This window comes from Streptomyces sp. SPB162 (assembly GCF_029504575.1).
Lineage (GTDB): Bacteria > Actinomycetota > Actinomycetes > Streptomycetales > Streptomycetaceae > Actinacidiphila.
Genome location: NZ_JAQFII010000001.1, coordinates 612,638 through 631,385, shown reverse-complemented (window position 1 = coordinate 631,385; position 18,748 = coordinate 612,638). Strand labels below are relative to the sequence as shown.

Annotated in this window: 11 protein-coding genes; 7 read left to right on the top strand and 4 right to left on the bottom strand. The window is 74.2% G+C overall.

The features are described from left to right. Positions 1-16 precede the first annotated feature (16 nt). Positions 17-454 carry a response regulator gene (locus tag M2266_RS02950; protein ID WP_277436674.1) on the bottom strand — a complete coding sequence of 146 codons (438 nt, stop codon included), beginning with the start codon at positions 452-454 and terminating at the stop codon, positions 17-19. Between the two features lie 314 nt (positions 455-768). Between M2266_RS02950 and M2266_RS02945 the strand changes: the two genes are divergently transcribed. The 7 genes from M2266_RS02945 to M2266_RS02915 all read left to right on the top strand — a co-directional run bounded on the left by M2266_RS02945 (position 769) and on the right by M2266_RS02915 (position 16,082). Then, positions 769-2,289 (top strand): CHASE3 domain-containing protein, encoded by a 1,521-nt coding sequence (locus tag M2266_RS02945; RefSeq protein WP_346780862.1) that lies wholly within the window; start codon positions 769-771, stop codon positions 2,287-2,289. Then, positions 2,286-3,509 carry a SpoIIE family protein phosphatase gene (locus tag M2266_RS02940; RefSeq protein ID WP_277436673.1) on the top strand — a complete coding sequence of 408 codons (1,224 nt, stop codon included), beginning with the start codon at positions 2,286-2,288 and terminating at the stop codon, positions 3,507-3,509. The genes M2266_RS02945 and M2266_RS02940 overlap by 4 nt, the downstream gene beginning before the upstream one ends. A gap of 176 nt (positions 3,510-3,685) precedes the next feature. Further along, on the top strand, positions 3,686-4,540 hold the full coding sequence (locus M2266_RS02935) for a DUF4132 domain-containing protein (protein ID WP_277436672.1): 855 nt from the start codon (positions 3,686-3,688) through the stop codon (positions 4,538-4,540). Further along, on the top strand, positions 4,537-9,513 hold the full coding sequence (locus tag M2266_RS02930; protein ID WP_277436671.1) for a hypothetical protein: 4,977 nt from the start codon (positions 4,537-4,539) through the stop codon (positions 9,511-9,513). The genes M2266_RS02935 and M2266_RS02930 overlap by 4 nt, the downstream gene beginning before the upstream one ends. Further along, entirely contained in the window at positions 9,510-10,694 is a 1,185-nt protein-coding gene (locus tag M2266_RS02925) for an AAA family ATPase (protein WP_277436670.1), read from the top strand. Before M2266_RS02930 ends, M2266_RS02925 begins: the two co-directional genes overlap by 4 nt. Positions 10,695-10,698: 4 nt before the next feature. Further along, entirely contained in the window at positions 10,699-14,286 is a 3,588-nt protein-coding gene (locus M2266_RS02920) for a DUF5682 family protein (protein WP_277436669.1), read from the top strand. After that, positions 14,283-16,082, top strand: coding sequence for a hypothetical protein (locus M2266_RS02915; protein WP_277436668.1), 1,800 nt, complete (start codon positions 14,283-14,285; stop codon positions 16,080-16,082). The genes M2266_RS02920 and M2266_RS02915 overlap by 4 nt, the downstream gene beginning before the upstream one ends. Before the next feature lie 52 nt (positions 16,083-16,134). Here M2266_RS02915 and M2266_RS02910 read toward each other — a convergent pair whose 3' ends face one another. From M2266_RS02910 to M2266_RS02900, 3 genes are all read right to left on the bottom strand, one after another. Then, positions 16,135-16,509, bottom strand: coding sequence for an ATP-binding protein (locus M2266_RS02910; protein WP_277441047.1), 375 nt, complete (start codon positions 16,507-16,509; stop codon positions 16,135-16,137). 204 nt (positions 16,510-16,713) lie between these two features. Beyond that, positions 16,714-17,475, bottom strand: coding sequence for a L,D-transpeptidase family protein (locus tag M2266_RS02905; RefSeq protein ID WP_277436667.1), 762 nt, complete (start codon positions 17,473-17,475; stop codon positions 16,714-16,716). Between the two features lie 214 nt (positions 17,476-17,689). Further along, complete coding sequence (locus M2266_RS02900; protein WP_277436666.1) at positions 17,690-18,577, bottom strand: RNA polymerase sigma factor SigF; 888 nt, start codon at positions 18,575-18,577, stop codon at positions 17,690-17,692. Positions 18,578-18,748 lie beyond the last annotated feature (171 nt).

The following is an 18,748-nucleotide window of genomic DNA, read 5'->3' as shown; positions in this document are numbered from 1 at the left end:
AAGGGCCGCCCGCCGCTCAATCGCGGGGGAGGTGGGTGGCGATGTCGAGGAAGAACGCGTCGATGCCCCGTACGGACTGCAGGAAGTCGTCGAGGTTGACCGGCTTGGTGACGTACGCGTTGGCGTGGTGCTGGTAGGCGTCCGAGATGTCGTCCGGGGTGGACGAGGTGGTGAGGACGACCACCGGGATGGTGGCCAGGGACGGGTCGTCCTTGAGGACGGCCAGCAGTTCCCGGCCGTTCATGCGGGGCATGTTCAGATCCAGCACGATGAGATCCGGGCGGTCGTTGGCCGGGTCCCGCAGGTGTTCCAGGGCGGCGACACCGTCGTCCACGCGGGCGATGGCGCGGGTCATGCCCTTCTCGGCGAGGGCTTCCTCGATAAGCATCGCGTCGGCGGCGTCGTCCTCGACGAGCAGGATGCTGTAGGAGCGGGGGGAGGCGAGGGCGTTCACGAAGTCGCTCCTGTGGAGGTCTGCGGGGTCGGAAGCGGGGCGGCGCCCGCGACGCATGTGCCCACCCTACGGTCGTGCCGACAGGGCGACAATCTTGGTTGTCGGACTCGGTACGATGGCGCGCTGTACCTGGGGGCAGAGCAATGGGCCCCGCCGCGGCCGCGGCGGGGCGGGGTGATCGAGGAGTCGCGGTGACAGGCCTTGCAGGGGTGCGCAGCCACGAGGGTTCGCCCGGGGGGAGGCGCTCCGAAGCGGGTGGGGGTGGACGGATCCTTCGTCGTGCGGCGGGCTGGACGACGCGGTGCTGGCTGACCGTGGGGGTCTGTGCGGCGCTCGCCGTCCTGACCGTCCTCGCGGCGGCCGGCGTGTGGGTCCTCGCCCGCTCCACCACGATCTCGGACCGACTGGTGGACGGCAGCACCCCCGCACTGGTGACCTCGGTGCGGCTGGAGAGCGCGTTCATCAACCAGGAGACCGGCGCGCGCGGCTACGGGCTCACCGGGGAACCCGGGTTCCTCGAGCCCTACCGCTCCGGTCTGCAGCAGCAGAAGGACGCCGTAGCGCTGCTGCGCGACCTGCTGGCCGACGACTCGACGGCGGCCGCGGACCTGGAGGAGATCCTCGTCAACGCCAAGACGTGGCAGTCCCGGTTCGGCCAACCGGTCGCCGCCGCGCCGCCCGGTGGCCCGGTGGCCCTGGCCAGTGAGCGGGCCGAGGAGGGCCGGCAGGACTTCGACGCGATCCGCGTGGGCGCCGCCCGCCTGGAGAAGGACCTGGAGACGGCACGCAACCAGGCGCACGCGGAACTGCACGACGTCCGGTTCCAGCGCAACTGGATCTTCTCGCTCATCGCCGTGGTCATCCTCGCCCTGACGGTGCTGGTCTTCGCGGGGTTGCGCCGCGGGGTGACGCTGCCCCTGGGGCGGCTGTCCGAGGACGTCCGGCGCGTCGCCAAGGGGAACTTCGACCACCCGATCACGGCCAGCGGTCCGGCCGACCTGCGCCGGCTGACGGTGGACATCGAAGCGATGCGCGGGCGGCTGGTGGACGAACTGGCCTTCACGGACTCGGCCCGCGAGCAGCTGGACGAGCAGGCCGGTGAGTTGCGCCGCTCGAACGCGGAACTGGAGCAGTTCGCGTACGTGGCCTCGCACGACCTGCAGGAGCCGCTGCGCAAGGTCGCCAGCTTCTGCCAGCTGCTGCAGCGCCGCTACGCCGACCAGCTCGACGAGCGGGCCGTGCAGTACATCGACTTCGCCGTCGACGGCGCCAACCGCATGCAGACCCTCATCCACGACCTGCTGGCCTTCTCCCGGGTGGGGCGGCTGCACGCCGACAACGAGCCGGTCGACCTGGAGGTGCTGTTCTCGCGCACCACCGACGCGCTGAGCATCGCCATCGAGGAGTCCGACGCGAAGGTCACCCACGACCCGCTCCCCGCGGTGTCCGGTGACGTCACCCAACTGGGCATGCTGCTGCAGAACCTCATATCCAACGCTCTGAAGTTCCGCGCTCCCGAGCGGGTGCCGGAAATCGACGTGAGCGCCCGGTTCGAGGACGGGCTGTGGCACTTCGCGGTGACCGACAACGGCATCGGGATCGGGGCCGAGTACGCCGAGCGCGTGTTCGTGATCTTCCAGCGGCTGCACACCCGGGACGCCTATCCGGGCAACGGCATCGGGCTGGCCCTGTGCAAGAAGATCGTGGAGTTCCACGGTGGTTCGATCGCGATAGACCCCGATCACACTCCCGGCGCCCGCATTACCTTCACGCTGCCGGGACTGCCCCTTCCCCAGGTCGAGTCGGCCGCGGACACCGAGAGAGTTCCGTCATGAACGCGCCGGCGATGCCGCCCGCCGTCCCCGCCCAGCGGTCGCCGGGCCGCTACGGCGTCCTGCTCATCGAGGACGACGCCGGTGACGCGATGCTGGTCGAGGAGTACCTGGCCGACACCGGTCTGAGCGTCGACCTGGAGTGGGCCCAGACGCTCGCCGCCGGGCTGGCCCGCCTCAAGGGGCGCACGCCCGACTGCATCCTGCTCGATCTCCACCTGCCCGACGCGTCGGGCACCGGCGCCGTCCACCAGGTGCTGACCGCCTGCCCGGCGGCGGCCGTCATCGTCCTCACCGGCATGGCCGAGAGCAGCGCGGGCGCGGAAGCCGTCGCCGCCGGAGCTCAGGACTACCTGGTCAAGGGCACCGTCACCGGCGAACTCCTCGACCGTGCGCTGCGCTACGCCGTACACCGCAAGCACGCCGAGCGCACCGCGACCGAGCTGCGCGAGAACCACCTGCGGGCACAGGAGAACACTCGGCTGGAACGGGGCCTGCTGCCCACCCCGATGCTCACCACCCGGGCCGTCGTCCCCACCAGCTGCTACCTGCCCGGCCGCGAAGGCGCCCTGCTGGCCGGTGACTTCCTGGACGTGGTGGAGACGTCGGACGGTGTCGTCCACGCGGTCATCGGCGACGTCAGCGGTCACGGACCCGACGAGGCCGCCATCGGGGTGTGTCTGCGCATCGCCTGGCGTTCGCTCGTCCTGGGCGGCCACCGCGAGTCCGGGCTGCTGGCCCTGATGGAACAGGTCCTCGTCGCGGAACGCCCCTACTCCGCCATGTTCGCCACCGTCGCGACCATCTCGCTCCACCCGGACACCTGCCGGATCGACGTCACGCTGGCCGGCCACGACGAGCCGCTCCTGTTGCGGCAGGGCACCGCCCGTCCACTGCCCTCCCGGCCGGGTATCGCCCTGGGGATCGGCCCCGGTGGCATCAGCCGGCACACCACGCGGACCGAACTGCCGCCCGCGGCCTCGTTGTTGCTGCACACCGACGGTCTGGTGGAGGGGCACACCGGCCCCGGGCGCGATCGGCTGGGGACCGAGGGACTGCTGTCGATCATCGACAGCGCGCCGCGGACGACGGGACAGGCGCTGGTGGACCATCTGACCACCGTCACGCGCAAGATGGACGCGGGACGTCATCTGGACGATCTCGCCATCCTGCTGCTCAGCTGGGACTTCACCGCCGCGAAGGTCACCGGAAGCACCGTCTGAACCCCGCGCGACGAGGTTGTCCACAGGGCCGCCGACGCTGCCGGAGGCATTGTCCGAGGGTCCCCCTAGAGTCGCACCATCGTGATCGCGGCGGTGCTGCGACCGGGGGAATGCCATGGGCTGTGCCATGCGCTGCGCCATGCCCCGGAACAGCCGTCTGACCAAGGAGACAGCACATGGGGTGGGTTCCGGCCGGCGACTACCAAGTCGCGCTCGACGACGGGAAAGTGGTCTGCCGCAACGCGGCGGGGCGCCGGCTGAAGACGGTACCGCCGAAGCTGGCCGACGATCCGGCCGTGGTCGGACTGCGCCAGCTGGTGGAGTGGCTGGACCGGCACGAACGGCAGTGCGCCGCCGACGTGGAGCGGTGGATGGTGCGCTCGCTGCCCGTCCCGGTCGCGGCCATCGCCCAGGTGTGGCAGGACACCGCCTGGCAGTCCGCCCTGCGCGACCTCGTCGTCATCGGCGAGAACGGCGACGTCGCCGGGTTCCTGCGGGACGCCGACCCCGTCCGGGGCCTGGGCCTGGTGGACCTGGACGGTGACACCGTGCGCATCAGCCCCGAGCTGGTCCGCATACCGCACCCTGTGCTGCTGGACGACCTGGAGGAGCTGCGGGAGTTCGCGGTCGAGCTCACCGTCGACCAGAAGGTGCAGCAGCTCTTCCGTGAGGTATGGCACCGCCCGGCGGGCCTGGACGCGGAGACCGCCTCGGTCGACGACTACGCGGGCGGGACCTTCAAGGAACTGCGGTTCCTGCACGGCCGTGCCACCCAGTTCGGCTACCGGGCGCGTGGCGGCCAGGCGGTCTGCCCGGTGGTCGAGGACGGCAGAACGGTCGAGGCGCGGATCTGGATCGGCGACTACGAGAGCTACGAGCAGGCCGAGACCGGCTCGCTGACCTGGACCGACGGCGCGGGACGGGCGTTGACCGCCGGCCAGGTCGGACCGGTGGCGTGGTCGGAGGGCATGCGCATGGCCGCGGCCCTGTACGCAGGACGCGACATCGAGGACGAGGAGCAGGCGGCATGAAGACCGACGACACCACCCGGGCCGCGGCCCTGCTCGACGCCGGCGCGATCCTGCGCCCCGGCACCGTCACCCGTGACGACGCCGACGCGCTCACCGCCCGCACGTACACGCACCCGGCGCTCGACGACCGGCGCGTGGTGCGCCTGGTGGCCGGGACCCTCGGGGATGCCGAGGACCTGGCGCTGGACTTCCTCGGGCTGGTCCGCGAACCCGAGACCCCCGAGGTCGGCCAGGTCCGCCGGGAGACGCTGGGCTTCCCCGCCTGGGCCCTGGTCAACGACCCGGCCAACGGCCACCACGCCCTCGCCCTCGTCAAGGACATGGAGCGGCTCGCCCGCCAGGCCAAGTCCCGCGCGGGCGCCGCGAAGGACGGCTTCGAAGCACTCGCCACCCGGCTCGGCCGGGCCGTACCGCACTTCCTGCCGACGTTCTACGAGCAGGCCGCCCGGGTCTTCCTGCAACACGACAACAGCACCTACGCCGCGACGCTCTTCGGCAAGGCACGCGCCGCCGAGCGCGTGCACGGCCTGGCGGTCGACGAGGACCGCCAGCGGGCGGTCTTCCTGGAGTTCGCCTTCGCCGGCGCGCTGACCGTCAAGGCGCTCAAGGACCACGCACAGGACCTCTCCCGGCGGCTCGACCCGGCGGAGGCGTGGGCGCAGTTCCGCCGGCTGGCCGTCGAACGCTGCGCCGCCGGGATGCCGCCGTACGCCGCCCTTCCGCAGGACGCCCGCGGCCTCATCAAAGCCGCGGGTCTCGACCGGCTGACCGCCGAATCGGCCTTCGTCGCCGACCTGCTCGCCTCACCCAGCATCGTCCGCGCACCCGCCTCGTTCTGGACCGCCTACCGCGCCACCCTGGTGACGCTCGCCGCGGGCGAACCGGCCGTCCGCGCCCGGCTGCTGGAGATCCTGCCCACCGGACTCGGAAACGGCAGGTCCGCCGACGAGTCCTGGCTCGGGCTCCTCGCCGAGACCGGCGCCGACACCCTGCTCACCGAGGAGACCGGCACGGCGGGCACCGATCCGGCGGACTGGCTCAGCCGCTGGGCGCTGCACCGCAAGCACGGCTCGTCCAGCTCCCAGCGCTGCGCCGTGACGCTCGCGCTCGTCGAGCGGATGACCCCCCGGCTCCGCTCCGACGGTCGTCCGGTCGACCTGTTCCAGGGGCGCTGGCACGCCGGCGCCGACCTGGACCTGCTCGACGCCTGCCTGGCCTGGGGCATCCCCCTCACCGAACCGGCCCCCGGCGCCCCGGTCCATCTCCCGCTGGAGGGCTGGCTCACCGACGACGCCCCCGGCCGCCGCGACCTCACGGCCGTCGCGGGTCGCCCCCGCTTCCGCGGGCTGCTCCACCACGCCCTGAGCGGCCTCAACGACCACCGGGCGGCGAACTCCGTACTCGACGCGATCGCCGCCCACCCGGTCCTGAGCGAGGTGCTGCACGACTGGCTGCGCGATCGCGCCGAGGAGTTCACCGGTGCGACCGGTCTGCCCGGCTCGCGCGCGGCGCTCAGCCGGATCGCACGGTTCCGCCCGGTGGCCGCGCGGGTCAACGCCGCGGCCGTCGCCCGGGTCGGCGGACACGACCTGGCCCCCGTCCTCGCCGCCACCCTGCGCGCGGGCATCGTGGACGAACTGGGCTGGCCCGCCCTGGAGGAGGTCTACCAGCAGCTCGACTCCGAACGGGCCGACCGGAACCACTGGGTCATGGTCGCCGAGGCGTGGCCCGCGCTCATCGTCGCGAACCGGAACAGAGCCGTCGTCGTCGGCCCCGAAGGGGTCCTGCTGGAGCACGACCTGCGCCTGCCGGTCGACCACGACCAGTGGCGGCGCCCGCACTTCCGCTACACGGACGGCGAACTGCTCGTCATCTGGTACGAGGACAGCAAGCAGCGCGCCTACTGGTCGGGCCGCCCCTCCGAGGTGTTCACGCTCGGCGGCGAGCAGCTGCCGTACTGGTGGAGCGCGCAGACGGCGGGCACCCCGTCGCTGCCGCTGCCCGGCGGCGGCCGTGCCACCGGCGGGCGCACCCTGCACGCCGGTGACACGACCCTGCCGTCCTCCCGGCCCGTGCTGGGCGACGGGACCGGGTACTGGCGCCAGGGCAAGCAGGGCCGCGAGCCCATCTGGGTCGAGTACGACCCGGCCGGCGGCACGCACGGCCGGGCTTCGCTGCCCGCGTTCCTGCAGTCCGGGATCCGGGAGGACGCCCGGCTCGTGCAGCAGGACTGCGAGGTGCTGCCGCTGATGCCCGGCCTGGAGAACACCCCGTTCGGCACCGACGGCACCGTCCTCGGCCGCTGGGTACGGACCGAGGGCCGCGACCACGAGCGACGGGTCACCGCCGGCACACCCGACGGGCGCACCGTCACCCTCCCCGTGGCCGCCGGCCCCGGCCACCACCCGGTACCGCTGGGCGTCCTGCGGCTGCCCGGGGGAGCGGGCCCCGTCGCCGCCCAGGTCGGCAACACCATCCAGCTACACCCGGCGCACGGCACGTCCGACGCCGCCGGCGTACTGGGCTCCGTCTCCATCGGCGAACAGGGCGGGGAGTACGCCGCGGGCACCGCACACGTGCCGCCACCGGCGTTCTGGCACGCCCTGCGCCCGCGCGACGAGCAGGGCTCGGCAGCCCTGCGGGCGGTCACCGACACGGACGTCGAAGCCCTGCTCAGCACGGCGATCACCGCCCTGGAAGAGCGGCGCGCCGCGGCCGCCGCCGCGCGGGAGACGTACACCGGACCGTCCGAGGAAGCGGTGGTCCGGACGGCCGTCGCCGCGGCGCTCCCCGTGCTGTCCGACCCGCGGCTGCTCACCGGCGTGACCGCGATCGTGCGGGCCGCCGTCAACCACGTGCTCGCCACCACCAGGTTCGTCACACCCGTGCAGCCCCAACAGCCCGCGACACCGCGGACCGAGGGCATGTTCGCCCAGCACCGGCCCGCCCACGGCGACGACGCGACGCTGCGCGCCGCCACCACCGGTATCGCCGTGCCGGGCGGCTACATGCGGTGGGGGCAGGGCGAGGTGTGGACCGCCCTCCAGCAGATCCTGGCGGTCAACCAGGTCCTGTCGGGCAAGCCCGCCGACGGCAAGCCGCTGCCCGAGCCCGTCCCGCTGCCCGCCCTGGGCGACGGCTGGAACGGCGAGGCCCACACGGTCCCCGGCGTCGGAATGGTCTGGCTGCCCTTCCTGAACACGCTGCGCCCCCTCGCCTACCGCGCCGCCTCACCCAGCACCTCCGCCGAGCACCGGGAGGCGCTGCTGACGCTGCTCGAAGCGGTGGCCGCCGGCCCGCTCGCGGACCCCCCGGGCGCCCTGCGCGAGGTCATCCTGTGCGAGGAGGACCCCAAGCGGGAGCGTGTCGGGCAGGTGCTGCGCCGCGGTGGCCGCACCGTGGTGATCCTCGGTCGGCAGAACACCGCCCGGGGGACCGAACGCATCCACTGGCTCGCCCTCGACCACGACCCGGAGGGCGCGTTCGGCAAGATCGCCGACTTCACCCTGCACGATGAGCGGCGGCACGACCCGGCGTTCCCGCACGAGCGCCTGCTGCCACTGATCCGCCTCATCCGGGAACAGGGCGCCACCGCGTGGCGGCCCGAAGCGGCCGTCGCTCTCGACACCGCCACCGGCATCGGGCCCGCCCAGGCGACTCTGCTGATCGCGGCGGCCACCGGCGAGACGGAGGCGGCCGGGCTGTCCCCGCTCGGCCTCAAGACCCGCCAGGCGGAACGGGCCGACCACCGCCTCAACGCGCTCGGCCGCGACAACCGGCTGGCTCTGCTGGACGCCCTGCTGCCGGCCGACCCGGCAGAGCTGTGGGCGATGGGACCGGACATCGACGCGGCGGTCCACGTATGGGCCGAGCGCCTGGGCTCGCTGGTCCGGCTGCCGGAGGATCTGGCGGACGTGCTGCACGGCGTCGGCACGGACGCCGCGGAGGCCGTCCTCAACCCCGCCCGTACCGCGTGGCTGAGCCGCACCACCACCATGCGTCGCGACAAGGACGGCGACCTCGTCCCCGACGACCCCTCCGCCCTGCCCGGCCGGGGCGCCCTGACCGGCGCCGTCGCCGCGCTCAGCGGGCTGGCCTACGGACTGCCGTACGGACACCCGCTGCGGGCCCACCTGCCCGCGGGACTCGCCGCCGTCCGCCGGCGCCTGGCCGACCCCGGCCTTGTCCTCGACCTCGACGTGCAGTGGACCGACAAGGGCACCCCGACCGCCGCCGCGCTGCGCACGGCGTACAGCCTGCCCGCAAGCGGCGGAGCGGGGCCCGACGGCCTCACCCGTGTCGGGGACAGCCTCCTCCTGCGACCCTGGTACGCCGACATCGAGACGACCCTGGTCCGCACGGCGGGCCTCACCGGCGCCGACGACCCCGTCTTCGGACTGCTCGAAGGACTGCTCGGCCCCTCGCGGACCGGCACCATCGCCTCGATACGGGTGCTGCTCGGCAGCGACCTGGAGCAGGCCGTCAACGCGGGCACCGGACCCGACGACGTCACCGGGTACGCGCAGGACCCCACCCGATCGGTGCCGGGGCTGGTCACCGAGGTGGCCGCCGCCCACGCGCTGAGCGAGGACGCGGCCGCGCTCTATCTGCAGCTGCTGGCCCTGCCCGACCCGACGGACCGCGACTGCGCCCGGTGGACCGGGTGGAAGCCCGCGCGGCTGAAGAAGGCGCGGACGGAACTGGCCGCCACGGACCTGGTCCTGGAGGCCAAGCGGTCCCGCGCGGGCCGGAGCCTGTTCCTGCCCTGCGGCTGGCACGACTTCAAGTCCCCCGCCCTGCCGGTGGAGACCTGGAAGGAAGGGCTCTACCCGCTGAGCGACTACGCCAGGGCCCGGCCGCACCTCCCCGTTCCCGCCCTGTTCGCCCTCGCCTGGGGGCGCGTGCAGGACGGCGACGCCCCCGCCTTCGAAGAACTCACCACCCGTGCCACCCGGAAGGGCCGCCGTCGATGACCACCGACATCCGCACCGAGACCGCCTCCCCCGCGGCGCCGGACCGCCAGGTCACGCCGCCCGAGGACCGCCACGCCACCGAGCTGGCCTTCCTCGCCGCCTATGACGGCGGCCCCCGCCCGCCCTCCTGGCGGCTGACCCCGCGCGCCGTCGTCACCTTCGTGATGGGCAGCGGGGAGACCCTGCAACTGCCGGACGGCGCCACGGCACCCGAGGGGGTTCCGCGCCGGCTGGTGGTCGAGCAGAAGTTCGTCGGCGACCGCGCTCTGGTGGAACGCTGCGTGGTCACTCTGGCCGGGGAGCGCGGACTGCTGCTCGTCGGCGAGCCGGGCACCGCCAAGTCGATGCTCTCCGAGCTGCTGTCGGCCGCCGTGTGCGGCACCAGCGGCCTGGTGGTACAGGGCACCGCGGGCACCACCGAGGACCAGCTCAAGTACGGCTGGAACTACGCGCTGCTGCTGGCCCAGGGCCCCACCCGCCAGGCCCTGGTGCCGTCCCCGGTCCTCACCGCCATGACCCGCGGCGCGGTGGCCCGCGTCGAGGAGATCACCCGCTGCCTGCCGGAGGTCCAGGACGCCCTGGTCTCGCTGCTGTCCGAACGGCGCATCGCCGTCCCGGAGCTGGCCGGCGGGGAGGACGCCCTCGCGCACGCCGCGCCCGGCTTCACGCTCATCGCGACCGCCAACCTCCGCGACAAGGGCGTCTCCGAGATGTCCGCAGCCCTCAAGCGTCGCTTCAACTTCGAGACGGTCGGCCCCATCGGCGACCTGGACGCCGAGACGGCCCTGGTGCGCCGCCAGGCCCACGCGGCCGTCACACGGGCGGGAGCACCCTTCCAGGTGGACGACGCGATCCTCGAAGCCCTCGTGACGGCCTTCCGCGATCTGCGGGACGGGCGGTCGGCCGAGGGCTGGGAGGTCGAACGGCCCTCCACGGTGATGAGCACCGCGGAGGCCGTGTCGGTGGCCGGCTCGCTGGCCCTGGCCGCCGCGTACTTCCCCGGCGACCGGGACGTGCTGTCCCTGCTCCCGGGCCATCTGCTCGGCGTCGTCCGCAAGGACGACCCGGCGGACGCCGCCCGGTTGCTGGGGTACTGGGACGGCGCGGTGCGCCGCCGGGCCGAGCAGGGATCCGCGACCTGGCGCACCCTGTGGGACCTGCGCTCGGTCCTGGAGAGCTGACGCCATGACCGTTCCGTCCACGGCCGACGCCGTGACACCGTCCGCGCCGCCGATGACGCCGGACGAGGCGGTGGAGGCCCTCACCGGCCCCGCCGTCCCGTACCTCATCGGCGTCCGTCACCACGCGCCGTCGCTCGCCGCCGTCATGCCGGAACTGCTGGCCGCCGCCGCGCCGGAGGTGCTGCTCGTCGAGCTGCCCGCCGAGATGCAGGAGTGGCTGCCCTGGCTCGCCCACGCCGACACCCGCGCCCCGGTCGCACTGGCCGCCGTCCCCGCCGCCGGCGGGGACGGGCGTGGGCCCGCCTTCTATCCGTTCGCCGACTTCTCTCCCGAACTCGCGGCCCTGCGCTGGGCCGCCGAGCACGGCGTCCCGGTCATCGCGTGCGACCTGCCGCTGTCCGACCCGGCCTGGCACGAAGGCCGCCCGCCGTCCGGCCGGGGCGGCTTCGGCGGCGAAGGGCCCGGTCTGCGCGACGCGCTGAACGCCCGGCTCACCGGGCGTCCCGGAGAGGATCTCTGGGACCGCCTCGTGGAGACCGCGGCCCCCGGCTCCACCCCCGAGGCGCTGCGCCGCGCCGCCCTGCTCACCGGCTGGGCGCTGCGGCACGACGCCGAGCGCTGTGGGGGCGTGGCGGCGTCGGACCTCGCCCGGGAGCGGTGGATGCGCGCGCGGCTCGACGAGGTCCGAAGCTCCGGCCGCCGGGCGGCGGTCGTCGTGGGCGCCTTCCACACCCCGGCACTGCTGAGCCCGGACGCCGGACCGGCCCCGTCCGTCGCCGTCGACGCCACCGCTCCGGTGTGGACGGTGTCCCTCATTCCGTACACCTACCCGCTGCTGGACGAGCGGTCCGGCTACCCGGCCGGCATCCGCGACCCCGAATGGCAGCACCTGGTCCTGCGGGCGGCGGGCAGTCCGGCCGCGATCGACGAGGCACTGCTCGGGACCGCCGTGCGGATCTGCGCCGAACTGCGCGCGCAGGACCACCCGTCGGGCCCCGCGGACGCCCGCGAGATCGTGCGGCTGGCGGGCGATCTCGCCCGGTTGCGCGGTCTGCCCGCGCCCGGCCGCGGGGAGCTCATCGAGTCCGTGCAGACGGTGCTCACCCAGGGCGAGCCCCTCGGGCGGGGGCGCGCCGTCGCCCGGGCCCTGGAGCGGGTCCTGGTGGGTACCCGCTCCGGCCGGCCCGCGCCGGAAGCGCCGCGCAGCGGTCTGGCGCCGGCCGTGGAGGAGGAGGTCGCCCGCCTGGGTCTGCCGGGCCCCGGCGACGCGGGCACGGCCGCCGCGCGCGACCTGCGGCTGGACCCGTTGCGTTCGGACCTCGACCGCCGCCGTGAGCTGCTGCTGCGCCGGCTGACGGTGTGCGGCATCCCCTACGCCGCGGCGACGGCCGTGACGGGCGCGGGCGGCGGCGACGCCGTCACCACCCGCTGGGAGGTGCGCTGGACCCCGGCCACCGCCGCCATGCTGGCCGCCGCCGGTATCCGAGGCGTCACGCCCGGCCAGGCCGCGGAAGGGCTGCTGCGCGAACGCCGCCGCGGCGAGCACGACGCGGGCGGCCCCACGGCCGCCCAGACCATCGACGGTCTGGCCGAGGCGGCCTCGTGCGGCCTGCCCGCGCTGGCGGACGAGCGGCTCGAGGAGCTGGGCCAGGGCGTGCCCGCCACCGGCACCCTGCCCCAACTGCTCGCCGCCCTCGCGCTGCTGGACCGCATCAGGGCCGGCCATGTCGCCGGACTCCGCGGGGAGGAGGCCCGCGGCGAGCGGGCCACGGCGGTCAACGAACTGCTGACCGCCGCCGCCGTCCGCCAGGTCGACGGGCTGACCGGTTCCGAGGACCCGGCGGACGCCCGTGCGCTGCTCGAACTCGCGCACCGCGCGGACGCGTTCGGCGGCATCCGGCTGACCGACTCCCTCGCCCGACTGGCCGCCGACGGCTCACCGCTGATGTCCGCCGCGGCGGGCGCCGTGCGGGTCCTGCTCGGGCAGGAGAACGCGCATGCCTTCGGCACCCGCACCGCGTCCTGGGTGGACGCGGCCGCCGACGCCGGCTCCCGGGCGGCCCTGACCGCCCGCCTGACCGGCCTGCTCACCGCGGCGGGGCCGCTCCTGGAGACCATGGCACCCGTCCTGGATCCGCTGCTGGAACGGATCACGGAGCTGGGCGACAGCGCCTTTCTGGACCGCCTGCCCGCGCTGCGCGGGGGCTTCGACACCCTCAGTCCGGCCGCCCGCGACCGGTTGCTGACGACGGTGGAGGCTCGACTCGGCGACGACGCCGGACACATCACCGACACGGACGGCGTCGACCCGGCCGCGCTGGCCCGGTGGACCCGGGCCGATCTGTCCGCCCGCGAGCAGCTGGCCCGGCTGGGCCTGCTGCCCGCGCTCCTCACCGCGGTCGGAAGCGACGGCGAGACTGAACCCGCCGCCCCAGCGGATTCGACCGTCCCGCTGTCGCTACCGGCCGCCGGGGATCGCGTCCTGGCCCCCGCCGACCGGTGGCGGCTGGTACTGGGCCGCCGTACCGACCGACTCCCGCCGTCGGCGGCGCCTTTGGCGACGGCCCTGGACGAGTTGTACGGCAGCGGACGCGGCGAGGGCTCACGCGGTGATCTCACCGGGAGCGCGGGCGGGAACCGTGGCGGCCGTCAGGCCCCGTACCCGGGGGTCCGGGAATGGTCCGAGGAACTGGCCGCGCTGTTCGGCCCCGGCATCCGCGAGGAGGTGCTCGCCGCGGCGGCCGCCTCGGGGCGCCGCGACGTACTGACCGAACTCGATCCCGGCAGCGTCCGGCCCTCCGTGGATCTGCTCAAGATGGTCCTGCAGCACGCGGGCGGCCTGCCCGAGGCCCGGCTCGGCGCGCTGCGCCCGCTGGTGCGCCGGCTCGTCGAGGAGCTCACCCGACAGCTGGCCACCCGGCTGCGGCCCGCCATGACCGGTATGACACTGCCCCGCCCCAGCCGGCGCCCCGGGGGACGGCTGGACCTGGCGCGCACCCTGCACGCCAACCTCGCGACCGCGCGCCGGGCAGCCGACGGCAGCGTCCAGGTGATCCCCGAGCGGCCCGTCTTCCGCTCCCGCGCGCGCCGCGCCGCCGACTGGCGGCTCGTCCTGGTCACCGACGTGTCGGGCTCGATGGAGTCCTCCACCATCTGGTCGGCCCTCACCGCCGCGGTGCTGGCCGGAGTACCCACCCTGTCCACGCACTTCCTGGCCTTCTCCACCGAGGTCATCGACCTCACCGACCAGGTGCACGACCCCCTCTCGCTGCTCCTCGAGGTCCGCGTCGGCGGCGGCACCCACATCGCCGCAGGACTGCGTCAAGCGCGCACTCTGGTGACCGTGCCGTCGCGCACCCTCGTCGTCGTGATCAGCGACTTCGAGGAGGGCTACCCGCTGGGCGGACTGCTCTCCGAGGTCCGTGCCCTCGTCGGGGCCGGCTGCCACGTCCTCGGTTGCGCGAGCCTGGACGACGCCGGACGTCCCCGGTACTCGACCGGCGTCGCCGGTCAGCTCGTCGCCGCCGGTATGCCGGTCGCCGCCCTCAGCCCGCTCGAACTCGCCCGCTGGGTAGGGGAGAAGATCGCATGAGCCAGGACCACCTGCCCGCAGTCGCGCCCGCCGTGACCGCCGAGATCGTCGGCGCCCTCTCGCCCCGGCTGCGCAAACGCCTGGACGCCGCCGCGACCAAGATCGCCGCCAGGGCCGCCATCCGCGACGGCGACACCGTACGGATCGCGGTCGACGACGAGATCGCTCTGGAACTCCACGCCCCGGGCGGCGTGGTGACCTCGGCGGCCGCGATCCGCTGCGGCTGTCTGCTCGCGCCGGGCTGTCTGCACCGCGCGGCCGTCGCGTCCGCCGCGCCCGTGGCGGACGACGAACCGGCACCTGCTCTCCAGGGCACCGCCGACGACGAGGCCGTGCCGGGTGTCGAGGCCATCGCGAGTGCCGAGGACGTCCCGCCCCCCGAGCAGCGGGCCGCCGCAGAAGCCCTGTGGGCCGCCGGAGCCGCCGTGCTCGACGCGGGGATCGAGGGCGCCGGGGCCGTCCTGCAGGCCGAGCTGCTGCGGGCGGCCCACGCGGCGAAGCTCGGCGGGCTGCCCCGCCCGGCCGCGGCGGCCGTCTCGGTCGTCAACGGGCTGCGCGCCGCGCGCTCCGCCGACTCGGCACACCGGCTGGGGGACCTGGCCACGGCGGTACGCGAACTGCTGGCCACCGCCCACCGGTTGCCCGACGCCGTCGGGTCCGAACTCGCCGCCCTGCGCGGCACCGCCCGCCAGGCCTACGTGCCGGACGGGTCGCTGCGTCTGTACGGACTGTTCACCGAACCGCTGATCACCGCGGGCGGCTATGCGGGCGCCACGACCTGGACCGCGGCCGCCGACGGCCGGCTCTACACCGTCTCGGACATCGCGCCGGGCGGCCCGGGCCGGGCCGCCGCCGCGGCCGACCGCACCGTGCGGCTCGGTGACACCGCTCTCACCCACCGGGAGCTGTCCCACGCCGGACTCGCCCTGTCCGGGGCCACCGTCTCGCCGACGGGCCGGCTCGGCGCGGGCGCCGCGGTCAAGGCGGTGCGCGCGGCGGGAGCCGCCTGGACGGAGGAACCCCTCGGGGCTCTGTGGGCCGTCCCGGCCGCGGAACAGGTCGCGCGCGCCCTCCGCTCCCGCGCCCCCGGCGCGGCGACCTCACACGCGGGCGCCGATCTGCTCTTCCTCGACGTCACGATCCTCGGCGCCGCCCGCGAGACCGGCGGGGACTGCCTGCTGGCGGTCTGCGACGAGCTGGTGCTCCGCCTCACCGCGGCCCACGACCACCCCGCGCTGGCGCACCGGGACAACCTCCGGATGCTGGCCGGACTCCCCGGCGCGCGGCTGCGGATCGTCGGCCGACTCGTCCCCGCGCCGCAGCCCCGGCTGCACCTGCTGGCGGTCGCGCACCCCACCGAGCCGGAACGCCGCATCGACATGGGTCTGGACCGCCTCCAGCGCGCCGATCTCCCCACCCCATCCGCTGCCGCACCACCGACCGGCCCCGGCCCCGACAACGGCGCACCGCTGGACCAGGCCCCGCTCCACCTTCTGCACCGGCGTCTCGAACAGGCCGTCGCGGCCGGGCGCCGCTTCCTCGCCGTCCCCGGATCGATGGCATCCGACGCCCAGCGCCTGCGCCGGTCCGCCTTCCCCACCGCCGCCGACCTCCTGGCCGCGCTGCAGCAGGCGGCCACCCAACGCGCCAGGGACCCCTTCGGGCGACTGCTGCCGGCCGATACGACCCACTTCGCCCGCGCCTGGCTGGGCGCCGCCCTGTACGCGGAAGCAGCGGAGAACTCCCTCTGCACCGCTGCCTGGCAGGCTCCGGACCCAGCCCACGGGGGCCCATGAGGAGTCGGCAGGAGACGGGCTGGTCAGCGGAAGACGGGATCCGGCACGGGACCTACGCGACCGTGGGCCGGGTGAGGTCGAAGTGGGCGCGGACACGCTTGCCCACCGGGACGAGCTCCATCGTCAGTCCGTCGCACAGCCGCAGCACTATCTCCATGCCGTGACCGCCGATCCGCAGCGGGTCGGGGGCGAAGACGCGCGGCAGGGTGCTGCCGCTGTCCCACACGGTGACGCGGACGGACTCCGCGTCACCCTCCAGCTCCACCAGATAGGGGCCGCCGGAGTGCCGCTCCGCGTTGGTGGCCAGCTCGCTCACCACCAGCAGGACGTCCTGCATCCGCTCCGCGCTGACCGGGGCGTACCACTCGGCCGCGAGCTGGTGCAGGAAGTCCGCCGTCAGTTGGCGGGCGGCTCCGATACTGCCGATCGCGCCGTCGTAGTGTGCCGCCCCCGGTGATGGGCGGCAGCCTGAACCGGCGGCGGCATTGCCGGCGTACGGCGCTTGATCCCGATCATGTCGCTCCCGCCCCCCGCGATGGCCCCCCGGGCCCTGGCACTGAGGCATGTCTTACCCCGGGCAGGCCGACCTATACCTGCCGGTAGCAAGCTGTCGGTCGGCCGTGGCCACCGATCAGCCGATCCCGATCACCGGGTGCTGCGCCGGGTCGATCCACCGCAGCACGTCGGTGAGGACGTTCTGCGGGATCGCGACGCAGCCCGCGGTGGGCCCTGCCTTGGGGCCGAGCGCGTGCAGGAAGATCCCGGCCCCCCGGCCGGGGACCGCCGGGCTCATGTTGAAGTCGACGACGAGCGCGTTGCGGTACTGCACCGGGTAGTCGGCCAGGTGCTCGCTGCCGTGGACGCCCGCCTCCGTCAGCGGGAAGCCGCCCTGGGCGGCCCGGCGCATGCGGTTGTAGTAGCGGGAGGACGGATCCTCCACCCACCAGTCCGCGGTCGTGACGCGGTGGTACGGCATCCGGGTACCGGGATCGGCGGCGACGCCGAAGCCCTGGGTGAGGGTGTAGGTGCCGGTGGGCGTCGTGTACGTACCCTGCTTGCGGGTGGCGCCGTTGGTGACGCCGTGCGAGCCCACCCGCGCGGCGGTCGTCACGTACCGCCTGATCCAGATGCTGCCGGTCTTCTGCCAGGCGATGACGGTCGCGTACGTACCGTGGGCCTGAACACTGATCACCTGCCGGGCCTGGCCGACCGACACGGGCACCGGGAAACGGGGCGGGGGCGCGGCGCCGGCGTGGGCCGGCGCGGAACCGGCCAGCGTGCCGGCGACGGCCGACACCGCGATCGCGACGGCCGCGGTGGTCCGTCGCGCTCGGAGCGCGCGGGATATGACGCGTCGTCCGAGACGGGTCCTGCCAAGGCGTGTGGGTCCCATCCGGCCACTCTAGGGCTCTGGCCGGAAAGGTTTGCCGGGTTCGCGGCGTCCGGCGCGGTGCGTCGCACGGCGGAGGATCGTCCTCGTACCGGGCGTACCCGGACGACTCCGACAACGCAGCGAAGTGCCGTGCGTCGCGAACCGGTGAACCCTTCCGGCATGCGCCGGACGGCGCCGCGAATGCGGCCGCCCGTGGCGGCGAGGGGCGCCCGGCTCAGCAGGTGCCGGCGAGCATCCCCCGGCGCAGCCGGGCCAGCACGGAACTGAGCAGCCGCGAGACGTGCATCTGCGATACGCCGAGGACCTCGCCGATCTGGGCCTGCGTCAGCTCTTCGCCGAAGCGCATCTGCAGGATGCTCCGGTCGCGTGCGTTGAGCTGCGCCATCAGGGGCTTGAGCGTCTGCAGGTTCTCGACACCCGCCATGGCGGGGTCGAGGTCGCCGATCCGGTCGGCGAGACCGCCGCCGCCCCGCTCGTCGTCCTCGGTGGCGGGCATGTCCAGCGAGCCGGCGGTGTAGCCGTTACTGGCCACCAGGCCGTCGACGACCTCCTCGGTCGTCAGGTCCAGATGGGCGGCCAGCTCGGCGGTGGTGGGGGAGCGGTCCAGCTGGGCGGAGAGATCGTCGATGGCCTTGGCCAGCGACAGGCGCAGCTCCTGCAGCCGCCGCGGAACGTGGACGGCCCAGCTGGTGTCACGGAAGAAGCGCTTGATCTCGCCCACGATGTACGGCACGGCGAAGGTGGGGAACTCCACCTCGCGCGACAGGTCGAAACGGTCGATGGCCTTGATCAACCCGATGGTGCCGACCTGGACGATGTCCTCGAACGGCTCGGAGCGGTTGCGGAAGCGCCGGGCGGCGAACTTCACCAGCGCCATGTTCAGCTCGATCAGGGTGTTCCGCGCGTACTGGTGCTCGTGCGTGCCCTCGTCGAGGGTCTGCAGCCGCTCGAAGAATATCTTCGACAACGCTCGCGCGTCGGTCGGGGCGACCTTGCCCGCGTCCTCCACCCAGGGCAGCTCGATCGCGGCCACCGTCACCGGTTCGGTCCCCGGGGCGATCGCGGTGTGCGATCGAGCCTGTTCCGTGGCTGCTGCGCCCATGAGGTCGCATCTCCCTGTGGTCGGCGTTCGCGGTCCCCGCGAAACGTCGTCTGCCCACGATTACTCACTCCATGCGTGTCGTATGCCCCCGGTTTCGCTGCGGGAGCGGATTCACCCGGAACCGGGCGAATGGCAGCCGAAGCCGCACGCGCCGTGTGCACCCGGACACCA